Genomic DNA, 12198 nt, shown 5'->3' with positions numbered 1-12198 from the left:
GATTCAATGAAAACAGAACGTGAAATTATGTTGTCTGGTAAGTTATATAAGTCAGATGATAAGGAATTAATTGCAGCTCGTAAAGCTTGTAAAAGACTTGTAGCACTGTATAATCAAACGGCGCATGAAGATGAAGAGCAAGTACAAGAACTATTAGAAGATTTAATGGGGAAAATCGGTAAAGATAGCTATATTGAGCCTGATTTGTATATTGATTATGGTAAAAATATCTATATTGGAGATACCTTTTACGGGAATACGGGACTAACAATTTTGGATACGTGTGAGGTCCACATTGGAAATAATGTTATGATTGGACCGCGTGTTAGCTTAATTACAGCTGGTCACCCAATTGATGCCGGTGTGCGAGTGCGTGGCTTAGAATACGGTAAACCAATTACTATTGGGAATAATGTTTGGATTGGTGCTAATGTGTTCGTTGGACCAGGTGTAACCATTGGTGATAATGCCGTAATTGGTGGTGGCGCTGTTGTTGTTAAGGATATTCCAGCTAATACGGTTGCTGTCGGTAACCCGGCTAAGGTGATGCGTGAAATCACGGCGGCAGATAAGTTGAATTGGGAACAACAAGAAAAAGATTATTACGATAATCGTGATAAATAAGAAAATGAGTGATGCCGTACAGCATCACTCATTTTTAATTGATTTCATTTCGATAAATACCGATAACTTTACCAATAATATTGACATTATCGGCAATGATTGGTTTAAGGTTACTATTTTCTGGTTGTAAACGAATTTGATTACCTTCTTTAAAGTAACGATAGACATCGTTTTGGAGCTCACCATCGTTATTTTTATCTAATTTTACGGCAACAATTGAACCATCAATAATAGTAGCATCTGTTTGAATTAATAAAAAATCGTGGTTTAAAATACCGATATTAATCATTGTATTACTATGATGTTGCAATATAACAGTTTGATCGTTTATAGAAGTTAATATATCTTCAGGAGTATCAATCTTGGGGGTAGGTGTACTATTCGACATAATGACGTCAGCTTGTTTAAGAGCTTGAAGGCCAGCGTTTGTAACTGTAATAGCACGCGTCTTTTCCGCTTTTTTTTGAATAAAACCTTTATTTTGTAATCTGGTTAAGTGACCATGAACAGTTGAAGAAGAAGCTAGGCCAACGCCATCCCCAATTTCACGGACAGTAGGTGGATAACCACGTTGTTGTTGCTTTTCATAAATAAACTTCAAAATATCTAATTGTTTGGTAGATTTATTAGGCATAATCAAGGGCTCCTTTTATTATCAATAGTTATTTTACGCTAAATAATGTATTTGTTGGTAGTTATATAATTAATTATGTAATGAAAACTGCAATTTATGTTAAAATAGTAGCATTAACTTCAAGGAAAAGGTGGGAATGGACATGGCTGAAACAGAACACATGATGGCTGTTCGTACACGCATTAACGAATTGGCTGCTAAGGCAAAAACCGCAGAAGGATTAACAGAAGAAGAAATTGCAGAACGAGCTGAATTACGAGCTGAGTTTTTGGATAATTTTAGAAAGTCTTTCCGTTCGCAAGTAGAAATGCTTCAAGTTTATGACGATGATGGTAATGAAGTTACGCCAGAAAAAGTAAAGAAAATTCAACGTGAAAAGGGCCTTCGTGATAATTAAGATTTATAGTATCTGGTAAAAAGGCGCATAGTTCGCTATAATAATACTTGAATATATTTTTGGAGTAATAAGATGAACACAACAATTTGGATTTTTATTGTCATTCTTGCTGCGATACTTGGCGCTGTCGCTGGTTTCTTTATTGCACGTCGCTCAATGGAGACGTACATCAAGAATAATCCGCCAATTTCAGAAGAAATGATGAAATCAATGATGACATCAATGGGACAAAAGCCTTCACAAAAGCGTTTGAACCAAATGATGGCACAAATGAAAAATCAAGCTCAAACTTCTTCAAAGAAGAAATAGTTTGGTTAAAAAGTTGAGTTGACAACAACTCAACTTTTTTATTAGGTTCGATTTATGTAAGTAAATAAAAAAAAGGTAAAAGCATTCGTTTAGAATGATTTTACCTTTTTATGTGAAAATGTATCACATTTAGTTATTTTGTTTTTCTTTTTTTGGTTTAGGATCTACATAAACCCAGTCTGGATCAATTTCTTTATCTAATTTATCAAACGTATCTTGAAGAGTGTCGCCAAATTCGGCGGTAGATTCTTCGTTAAGCTTTGTTCGTTTATCAATGTAAATTGGGTCACCGAAAGCCATTGTTACGTTGCTACGTTTAAATAAGTTAGAGAAGCGGACAGGTCCTTGATAAACAATTGGGACTAAAGGTGCACCTGATAATTTAGCAATCATCAATGCACCACCCTTCATTTGTTCAGAGTGCCGACTGCCTGATGGAAACATAATTAGACTTAAATCAGTCTTTTTAAGATTTCGAACAGGTGTCTTAATGGCTGAGGGTCCAGGGTGCTTACGGTCAACTGAAAAGGCGTTAGCATGAATCAAAATCCAACCTAGGATGGGGTTTTTGAAAAGCTCCTTCTTGGCCATGAAACTAAATTTATGTGGCCAACCTGCCAGTGCAAAGAAAACTGGTTCCCACCAAGTACGATGTGGACCTACTAAAATGTAGTTGCCTTTAGGTAATTTTTCTGTGCCAAGTAGTTTATAACGACCATTAATTAGCCAGACAATTCCTGCAGCAAAATAACGCATGAATGAATAGAACATATTTTGTTCATCCTCCCTAATAATAACGCTTTATTATCCCACAAAAATAGCGTTTTTGGCAAACAATTATGAAACAAGGAGTTAATTTTTATGAAAATTGAACTGTTACCTGATGAACGTGTTGATATGTTGTACAACGATGATGTTCATATTATTCAAAGCAAAAGTGTATTCTCTTTTTCACTGGATGCAGTATTATTAGCTAATTTTGCTGAGCCTCGTAAAAGGGGGCGTGGTTTGACTGTTGATTTAGGCACGGGAAATGGGGCAGTTGCACTCTTTATGGCTCACAAAGTTACGGGTAAGATTGTTGGTGTCGAAATTCAAGAACGACTTGCAGATATGGCGAAACGCTCAGTTATGATGAATGATTTAACTGATAAGATTAGCATTATAAATGCTGATATGCGCAATGTTTTTGATGATATTCGACCTGGATCAGCCGATATGGTTGTTTCCAATCCACCATATTTTTCAGTTGATAATGAAAATACGATTATTCATGAGAATGAACATTATGCAATTGCCCGCCATGAAATAATGGCTGATTTGGAGCTTGTTACATATACAGCGAAAAAATTATTAAAAAATAAAGCACATTTTTATATGGTGCATCGGCCTGATCGATTGTTTGAAATTTTGGCTACCTTGCAAAAAAATCATTTAGCACCAAAGCGTATTCAATTTGTTTATCCTAAAGCGGGTGAACCAGCTAATGTGTTATTAATTGATGCCATTAAAGATGGTAAATTGACAGGTGCTAAAATATTGCCGCCGATAATAACACATAATGCAGATGATACTTATACTGATGAAGTATGGTCCATTTATGAGGGGCGTCAGCAACATGAGTAAACCTTATTATATGTATGTACTGTTAACGGCTGATAACATGTTGTACTGTGGTTTTACTGATGACGTTGGTCGTCGCTTAGCAACACATGAGGCAGGAAAGGGCGCTAAATTTACGCGTCCTGCTAAGCGGCATCCCTTGCAATTAGTTTATGCTGAAGCTTTTACAACAAAACATGATGCATTGCATGCTGAGGCAATGTTTAAACAATTAACGAGACCACAGAAAGAAAAGTTTTTACGAGAACATCAAGTTGCTGAGTTTATGGATTAATTCATTGACATTTGTCACAATAATGCGTATAGTTAGTAATTGGTTTTATACCAAAAATACTCACTAGTCCTCAATAGTTTGACGGGTGCCCCTTTTACGGGTCGCCAGGCTACATGCGAGGCTAGGTGGAAAAAACATTTGGAGGCAGATACTCATGTCAGTAATCTCAATGAAGCAATTACTTGAAGCTGGTGTACACTTCGGACACCAAACTCGTCGTTGGAACCCAAAGATGTCAGATTACATCTTTACGGAACGTAACGGCATTTACATTATCGATTTGCAAAAAACAGTTAAGTTGGTTGATCAAGCATACAACTATGTTCGTGATGCAGCTGCTGATGGTGCAACGGTATTGTTCGTTGGTACTAAGAAGCAAGCACAAGATTCAATTGCTGAAGAAGCAACTCGTGCAAACATGTTCTACGTTAACCACCGTTGGTTAGGTGGAACTTTGACTAACTGGAAGACTATCCAAGCACGTATTGCTCGTCTAAAGGAATTGCGCGCAATGGAAGAAGACGGTACTTTTGACCGTTTGCCAAAGAAGGAAGTTTCATTGTTAATCAAGCAACGTGAAAAGTTGGACAAGTTCTTGGGTGGTATCGCAGATATGCCTAAGATCCCTGATTTGATGTTCATCGTTGATCCTCACAAGGAACAATTGGCTGTGCAAGAAGCACACAAGTTGAACATTCCTATCGTGGCTATGGTTGACACTAATGCTGACCCTGATCAAATTGACGTTAAGATTCCATCAAACGATGATGCAATCCGTGCCGTACGTTTGATTACTTCAAAGATGGCTGATGCTATTATTGAAGGTAACCAAGGTGAAGATTCTGTTGAAGAAGCTGATTTTGCTGCCGAAGGTGACAAGCCAGCTTCAATCGAAGAATTGACTGATCTTGTTGAAGGTAAGAAGAACTAATTCTACTTTGCAAGATATAAAAAAGCTTATGCCTAATTGGGCGTAAGCTTTTTTTGCGCTATGAGCAAAACTCATGTAAAATGGTATTAGATATCTAGCTAAGTATATAGAAAAACAGTTTATTTTCGTGTATACTGGGTTAGATAAGATTTAGCATATACAAGGAGACCATAAAAATGGCTATTACTGCTTCACAAGTTAAAGAGTTACGTGAGAAGACCGGTGTTGGTATGATGGATGCCAAGAAGGCATTGGTTCAAACTGAAGGTGATATGGACAAGGCAATTGATGCTTTGCGTGAAAAGGGAATGGCAAAAGCCGCTAAGAAGGCTGATGCTGTTGCCGCTGAAGGAATGACTTACGTTGCTTCAAAGGATAACAAAGCTGCTATCATCGAATTGAATTCACAAACTGATTTCGTTGCTGGTAACGCAGAATTTAACGAATTGCTACATGCTGTTGCTAATGCAATTATTGAATTTGCACCAGCTAACGTTGAAGAAGCTTTGGCATTGAAAGTATCTGAAGATGAAACTTTGAACGATATGATTGTTCACACAACACAAATTACTGGTGAGAAGATTACACTACGTCGTTTTGCAGTTGTTGAAAAGGCAGAAGGACAAGTATTTGGAACTTACTCACACATGGGTGGTCGTATTTCATCACTTGTTTTGTTGGACGGTTCTGATGAAACTGTTGCAAAGGATGTTGCAATGCACGTTGCAGCTATTGCACCTAAGTATGTTTCTGCTGAAGAAGTACCAGCTGAAGTGTTGGATCACGAAAAGGAAGTTCAATTGAAGTCAGAAGACTTAGCAGGTAAGCCTGACAACATCAAGGAAAAGATGGTTGAAGGACGTTTGCACAAGTTCTTGGCTGAAATTGCATTGGTTGACCAACCATTCGTTAAGGGTGATGGTAAGGAAACTGTTGCAAAGTATGTTGAAAGCAATGACAGCAAGGTTGTTTCATTCGTTCGTTACGAAGTGGGTGAAGGAATCGAAAAGGCTGAAAACGATTTCGCTGCTGAAGTTGCAGCACAAATGGGCGAATAAGAAGGCCGAGGCGATTAAAGAATGGCAGATGTAAAGTACAAACGAGTATTGTTAAAGTTATCAGGTGAAGCATTATCTGGTGAACGTGGTTATGGGATTGACCCAGAAACAGTTAACAATATCGCAGCGGAAATCAAGGAAGTTTATGAACTAGGTGTTGAAATTGCAATCGTTGTTGGCGGTGGTAATTTATGGCGTGGTGAAGCTGGTGCGAAGTTAGGTATGGAACGTGCACAAGCTGATTATGTTGGTATGTTAGGTACCACCATGAATGCATTAGCATTGCAAGATGCACTTGAATCACACGATGTTCCAACACGCGTACAAACTGCTATTGAAATGCGTCAAGTTGCTGAGCCATATGTTCGTCGTAAGGCAGTACGTCACTTGGAAAAGGGACGCGTTGTAATTTTTGGTGCTGGTACAGGTTCACCATATTTCTCAACTGATACCACTGCTGCTTTGCGTGCAGCTGAGATTAATGCTGAGGCTATTCTAATGGCTAAAAATGGTGTTGATGGTGTTTACAGCGATGATCCTCGTAAGAATCCAAATGCAACAATGTTTGAAAAGTTAACACATAAAGACATTATTGATAAAGGTTTGAAGGTTATGGATTCAACCGCTTCAACACTATCTATGGATAATGATATCAATTTAGTAATTTTTAATATGAACACAGCAGGTAACATTAAGCGTGTTGCCTTGGGTGAAAATATTGGAACAACCGTGGAGGTAAATTAGTATTATGGCCAATGCAATTGTTGAATCAGCAAAAACGCGTATGAGTAAAGCAGGTGATGCTTTAAAGCGTGAATTGGGAAATATTCGTGCGGGTGTTGCAAACCCATCAATTTTGCGTAATATTACTGCAGAATACTATGGTGCACAAACACCTTTGAATCAATTGGCATCAGTCACTGTGCCAGAAGCACGTGTGCTATTGATTACACCTTTTGATAAGTCAGCACTTAAAGGTATTGAACAGGCTATTTTTGCATCTGATTTAGGCTTAACACCAGCTAATGATGGCTCAGTTATTCGTTTGGTTATTCCAGCATTAACAGAAGAGACACGTAAAGATTTGGCTAAAGAAGTTAAGGGTGAATTAGAAAACGCTAAAGTTGCTGTTCGTAACGTTCGTCGTGATGCGATGGACGAAGCTAAAAAGGCTTTAAAGAACAGTGACTTGTCTGAAGATGAAGCGCACGATGTTGAAGATGATATTCAAAAAGCAACGGATGCTGCAATTAAGAATATTGATGCAATCGGTGCTGAAAAAGAAAAAGAATTATTAACCATTTAATTTGGTTAAATATTTTCAAAAAGAATTGCGAACGTTTAAAGTTCGCAATTCTTTTTTTATTTTCACAAGTTTAGCAATTATTTATGAACTTATTTGTGTATAATGTTCTATAGGTATTAATTATCGTGCGTTTTATTACGTTTATTTTTAATGGCATAAAAAGGTATGGTAATCATTATATAGGAGGAAAAGCTCATGAATGACGAGCAACAAGTATCACGTAGTAACCGTGGTGATAAGCATAAGGGTCCTAAAAAATCACATAAGGTACGTAATACTATTTTAAGTTTATTGTTGGTAATAATTTTGGTTGTTGCTGGTTTGTTTGGATATGCTTACATGCAAACTAAGGGAGCAATTGATAAGTCATACGTAGAACCTACGATGAAGAAGGCGCGTGACGTTTCAAGTGTTATTAAATCTGGTCGACCAGTCTCAATTTTGTTATTGGGAACTGATACTGGTGAATTAAATCGTCACTATAAGGGACGTACTGATTCAATCATGTTAGTAACAATTAATCCTAAAAAGGATAAGACGACGATCATGTCAATTCCTCGTGACACATTAGTTTCGATTGTTGGGCATGAAGATACATTCCCACAAAAAATTAACGCTGCCTACTCATATGGATCAGCTGAATCAACTATTAAAACAGTCCAAAAGTGGTTAAACGTGCCAATTGATTATTATGCGTTGGTTAACATGGGTGGTATGGAAAAGGTTGTTGATAAGGTTGGTGGTATTAAGGTAAATTCACCACTAACATTTGATTTCAACCCTGATACGGCGCATGCAACTGGTGGTAACTTATATAGCTTTACTAAGGGTTCAAGTACTTACTCACATAACGGTAAAACTTATACAAGTATGACTGGTGAGGCTGCCTTAGCATTTTCACGTATGCGTTATGATGATCCAAAGGGTGACTATGGTCGTCAGAATCGTCAACGTCTAGTGTTGCAAGGAATTATTAAGGCCGCTGAAAATAACCCAACGAAATTATTGGATTCAGGATTCTTAAATTCAATTTCTTCTTCAACACAAACAGATTTGACATATGGTGATATGATTACGCTTGCTCGTAAGTATGCCGGAGCAGCTGGTAGTGTTAAAAATGATCACATTCAAGGTGATGGTTACAGTTTGTCTTCAGGATCAACTGAGGTTGTTTCAAGTGATGAGCAACAACGTGCTACTAATGTTTTGCGTAAGTCATTGGGACTAAAGCCAGCTCAAGCAGGACCATTGTATGGTGGTGATGTATCTACCGCAACAATGAACTCAATTGGTGTTCCTACAAATTAATTTAAAATATTTATGATTTTACCGAAGGTATCTATTGTGGATACCTTCGGTTTTTTGTAGTAATTAAGGTTAAATCAATGATTAGTCTATACCACTACATGTCACTATTGCTGACATATTTTGTTACGTTTTTAATGCATGTGCTTATACTGGTGTTAAGTTATTTGAGGAAGAAAGCGTAGGTGTGAATGATGAGTGGAGCAGATATAGCGTGGATATTGATTAGTGCAGGGCTGGTTTGGTTGATGGTCCCAGGATTGGCATTGTTTTATGGTGGATTGTCACAGACCAAAACGACTGTTAACACATTGGCAATGGTTATGATTGCAGTGGCAGTTGGTGGCGTTGTATGGTTTACAGTTGGGTATTCGTTGACATTTAGTGGTTCAGGACCAGTTATTGGTAATTTAGATGCTGCTTTTTTGCATAACGTTTCAATGACCAAGAGTACAAGAGGATTGAGTATCCCGGATGGCTTGTTTGCCTTATTCCAAGGTATGTTTCCTATGATTACAATGTCTATTATTGCTGGATCAGTAGTCGGTCGTATGAATTTTAAAGCTTTTATTTTGTTCTTATTTGCTTGGATGCTGTTGGTATACATTCCACTTGCTCATATGGTTTGGGGGGATGGTATTATAGCTGCACACGGTGCACTAGACTTTGCTGGTGGTGATGTGGTTCATATTTCTTCAGGTGTTTCAGGATTGGTATTAGCATTATTAATTGGTAAAAGACGTAAGGTACAATTTCTAAATGAAACAAATCTAATTGCAACTGTTGTGGGTGGTGGCTTATTATGGTTCGGTTGGTTTGGTTTTAATGCCGGGTCTGCACTTGCTGCAGATGGTATCGCTATAGTTGCCTTTACAAACACAAGTATTGCTGCTGCTTTTGCAATGTTGACGTGGGTAATCATGGATATGGTTATTTTCAAACGTGTACGTGTTTCAGGAGCAATGTCAGGTGGAGTTGCTGGTTTAGTCGCAATCACGCCTGGTGCAGGATTTGTACAGCCTGCTGGTGCGATGGGAACAGGTATTATCGTTGCAATTGGTGCTTACTTTGCAACAAATGTTCTAAAGAATCGCTTGGGTTACGATGATACGCTTGATGCATTTGGACTACACGGTGTTGGTGGTGTTATGGGTGGTATCTTAACTGGTTTATTTGCATCAAAAGCATTAGCCGGTCAATCAGTAAGTTGGCAATTAATGGGGACACAGGTCGGTGCAATTGTTGTAACCATTGTGTTAGCTGCAGTAATGACAATTATTATTACAAAAGTTATTGCGTTGATAACACCATTGCGTGTTGATGAAGCTGTTGAAGAAAAAGGCCTAGATTATGACCTGCACGGTGAAATTAATATATAATTTATTGACATTTTAAGGTAAGTGCGTTAGTATGAATCAACGGTTAAATATTACAGGAATGTAAAGCAATTCTTTACATTCTGAATAAATTTATAAAAGGGGGCAATCTTATGTTTGGAATGAATATGTTGAACAAGAAAGTTGATCGCGCTGTTCGTGCATATAAAAGCATGGATGTTAAGCGCCGCCACAACGATTGTAAGCATTCAAATGCTCGCAGTTAAGCGATGATTAGATAAAGGTTTGATCACTTTTGGTCACCGAAAGTTAATATTTCTGGAGTTAGTTCTATTAGGGCTAACTCTTTTTTATTTGAATAAAAGTGCCTTTAGTGCTAGGTGGGTTATGCAGCTAATAAACTATACCAATTTATACCAAAATGATTATTTAGTTCGAAAAAATTATTGACCATTAAACATTGGCGCGTGATAATAGTCTTTGTGATATAAAAATAAAAATTAACAGTCTATAAAAGACTATACCATTTGATGAATCAATTGGATTTAAGTTGCTAAGGAGAAAATTATGTTTTGTGGAATCGTTGGATTTACTGGTAGTAATAATTATCAATCAGCACCTGTTTTGTTAAAGGGGCTACAAAAATTAGAGTATCGTGGCTATGATTCTGCTGGATTATATGTTGCTGATGAAGCAGACGGAACTGATCAATTGGTTAAAGAAAACGGTCGTGTGTCAGAATTGGCGAAATTGGTGGCATCAAAGGACGTTAAAGGAACTGCAGGTATTGCACATACGCGTTGGGCAACACATGGTGTGCCTTCCGTTGCAAATGCTCATCCACATATGTCAAGTGATGGTCGCTTTTACTTAGTTCACAATGGTGTGATTGAGAACTATGCAGAGTTAAAGCAAACCTACTTAACAGACGTACATTTTGAATCAGATACTGATACTGAAGTGGCTGTTCAAATGATTGATAAGTTTGTTAAGGAAGGGTCTACTACGGTGGACGCACTTAAGAAGCTAATTTCATTGATGGATGCTAATTCAGCCTATGGTTTCTTGTTGATGGATCGTGAAGAACCAGAGCGTATGTATGTGGCTAAGCAAAAGTCACCATTGCTAATTGGCGTTGGTAAGGACTTTAACGTGGTGACATCTGATGCTGTTGCTATGTTAGACCAGACACATGACTTTATTGAGTTACATGATGGTGAAATTGCAATTGTTGACCCGGATGAGGTGCAATTGTTTGATGAAAATGGCGCAGCCATTACACGTGATGCATTCCACTTAGATATTGATGCAACAGAAACTGATAAGGGTACGTACCCATTTTATATGTTAAAAGAGATTGATGAGCAACCGATTGTTTTGCGTAATTTAATTACACGTTATTTACCACAAAATAAAGAGCCACAAATTGGTGAAGGTATTATTAAGGATATTAAAGCCGCTGATCGTTTGTACATCGTAGCTGCGGGTACATCATATAATGCTGGTTTAGTCGGTGCACGGATGTTTGAACGTTGGGCAGGTATTCCAACCGAAGTTCACGTATCATCAGAATTTGCACATGATCAACCATTGTTATCAGAAAAGCCATTCTTTATTTTCCTATCACAATCAGGTGAGACGGCTGATTCACGCGAAGTGTTACAAAACATTAATGAACTAGGTTACAAATCATTAACCCTAACTAATGTTGAGAAATCAACTTTGTGGCGCGAAGCAACCTATGCATTACCATTGATTGCTGGTCCTGAAATCGCGGTAGCTTCAACAAAAGCTTATATCGCACAGATTACGTTGCAAGCTATTTTGGCATATGCTTTAGCTGATCGTGAACAATTGGATCTTGATTTGGAACAAGAACTTTCAAAAATTGCCATTGCAATCCAAGGTATTATTGATAATAAGGATGCGTTGCAAAAGGTTGCTAATGACATGCTAGTGCCATCACCAAATGCTTTCTATATCGGCCGTGGTGTAGATTCAGCCGTTGTTCTAGAAGATGCTTTGAAGCTAAAAGAAGTTTCATATGTCCAAACAGAAGGATTTGCTGCAGGTGAATTGAAGCACGGAACTTTAGCTTTAATTGAAAAGGATACGCCAGTGATTGCCATTATGACGCAACCAAGTTTGGCTGGTTTGGTACGTGGTAATTTGGCTGAGACTGAAGCTCGTGGTTCAAAGACGTTTACGATTGTAACAAAGTCAATTGCTAAACCTGAAGATGATCTCATCTTACCTGATATTAATGAATTATTGACACCATTGGTAAGTGTTGTACCAGCGCAATTGTTGGCTTACTACACATCACTTGGTCGTGGCTTGGATGTTGATCATCCTCGTAACTTGGCAAAGTCAGTTACAGTACAATAAGTCACATATTAA

At 37.8% G+C, this 12198-nt stretch carries 14 protein-coding genes; 12 read left to right on the top strand and 2 right to left on the bottom strand.

All coding sequences use genetic code 11. The annotated features are described in order from the left end of the window. The first annotated feature begins 6 nt into the window (after positions 1-6). Positions 7-624, top strand: coding sequence for a sugar O-acetyltransferase (locus tag GA0061074_RS01595; protein ID WP_092461355.1), 618 nt, complete (start codon positions 7-9; stop codon positions 622-624). Positions 625-658: 34 nt separating this feature from the next. On the opposite strand, the gene lexA is transcribed toward GA0061074_RS01595, so the two are convergent. Continuing rightward, positions 659-1258, bottom strand: coding sequence for a transcriptional repressor LexA (lexA, locus tag GA0061074_RS01590; RefSeq protein WP_092461354.1), 600 nt, complete (start codon positions 1256-1258; stop codon positions 659-661). 142 nt (positions 1259-1400) lie between these two features. Here lexA and GA0061074_RS01585 point away from each other — a divergent pair, with 142 nt between their 5' ends. Both GA0061074_RS01585 and GA0061074_RS01580 read left to right on the top strand, forming a co-directional pair. After that, positions 1401-1655, top strand: a complete 255-nt coding sequence (locus GA0061074_RS01585) for a DUF896 domain-containing protein (RefSeq protein WP_092461353.1) — start codon at positions 1401-1403, stop codon at positions 1653-1655. A gap of 72 nt (positions 1656-1727) precedes the next feature. Beyond that, on the top strand, positions 1728-1964 hold the full coding sequence (locus tag GA0061074_RS01580) for a YneF family protein (RefSeq protein ID WP_092461352.1): 237 nt from the start codon (positions 1728-1730) through the stop codon (positions 1962-1964). Between the two features lie 129 nt (positions 1965-2093). On the opposite strand, the gene GA0061074_RS01575 is transcribed toward GA0061074_RS01580, so the two are convergent. After that, positions 2094-2735 carry a lysophospholipid acyltransferase family protein gene (locus GA0061074_RS01575; protein WP_092461351.1) on the bottom strand — a complete coding sequence of 214 codons (642 nt, stop codon included), beginning with the start codon at positions 2733-2735 and terminating at the stop codon, positions 2094-2096. Positions 2736-2825: 90 nt separating this feature from the next. On the opposite strand from GA0061074_RS01575, the gene GA0061074_RS01570 reads away from it, so the two are divergent. The 9 genes from GA0061074_RS01570 to glmS all read left to right on the top strand — a co-directional run bounded on the left by GA0061074_RS01570 (position 2826) and on the right by glmS (position 12186). Further along, on the top strand, positions 2826-3590 hold the full coding sequence (locus GA0061074_RS01570) for a tRNA1(Val) (adenine(37)-N6)-methyltransferase (RefSeq protein WP_092461350.1): 765 nt from the start codon (positions 2826-2828) through the stop codon (positions 3588-3590). Continuing rightward, positions 3583-3861: a GIY-YIG nuclease family protein gene (locus tag GA0061074_RS01565; RefSeq protein ID WP_092461349.1), complete on the top strand. Its 279-nt coding sequence runs from the start codon at positions 3583-3585 to the stop codon at positions 3859-3861. The genes GA0061074_RS01570 and GA0061074_RS01565 overlap by 8 nt, the downstream gene beginning before the upstream one ends. Positions 3862-4015: 154 nt before the next feature. Continuing rightward, positions 4016-4792 carry a 30S ribosomal protein S2 gene (gene rpsB / locus GA0061074_RS01560; protein ID WP_092461348.1) on the top strand — a complete coding sequence of 259 codons (777 nt, stop codon included), beginning with the start codon at positions 4016-4018 and terminating at the stop codon, positions 4790-4792. 176 nt (positions 4793-4968) lie between these two features. Further along, positions 4969-5850: a translation elongation factor Ts gene (gene tsf, locus GA0061074_RS01555; RefSeq protein WP_092461347.1), complete on the top strand. Its 882-nt coding sequence runs from the start codon at positions 4969-4971 to the stop codon at positions 5848-5850. Between the two features lie 21 nt (positions 5851-5871). After that, complete coding sequence (gene pyrH, locus GA0061074_RS01550) at positions 5872-6594, top strand: UMP kinase (RefSeq protein WP_092461346.1); 723 nt, start codon at positions 5872-5874, stop codon at positions 6592-6594. Between the two features lie 4 nt (positions 6595-6598). Beyond that, entirely contained in the window at positions 6599-7156 is a 558-nt protein-coding gene (gene frr, locus GA0061074_RS01545; protein WP_092461345.1) for a ribosome recycling factor, read from the top strand. A 195-nt stretch (positions 7157-7351) separates the two neighbouring features. Further along, positions 7352-8464 carry an LCP family protein gene (locus GA0061074_RS01540; protein WP_092461344.1) on the top strand — a complete coding sequence of 371 codons (1113 nt, stop codon included), beginning with the start codon at positions 7352-7354 and terminating at the stop codon, positions 8462-8464. A gap of 191 nt (positions 8465-8655) precedes the next feature. After that, a complete protein-coding gene (locus tag GA0061074_RS01535) occupies positions 8656-9840 on the top strand; it encodes an ammonium transporter (RefSeq protein ID WP_092461469.1) in 1185 nt (394 codons plus the stop codon). Between the two features lie 525 nt (positions 9841-10365). After that, positions 10366-12186, top strand: coding sequence for a glutamine--fructose-6-phosphate transaminase (isomerizing) (gene glmS / locus GA0061074_RS01530; protein WP_092461343.1), 1821 nt, complete (start codon positions 10366-10368; stop codon positions 12184-12186). Positions 12187-12198: the final 12 nt, after the last annotated feature.

It is taken from the genome of Weissella bombi (assembly GCF_900094835.1).
GTDB lineage: Bacteria > Bacillota > Bacilli > Lactobacillales > Lactobacillaceae > Weissella > Weissella bombi.
The sequence above is the reverse complement of the archived record's forward strand: the minus strand, read 5'-3'. Positions and strand labels throughout refer to the sequence as shown.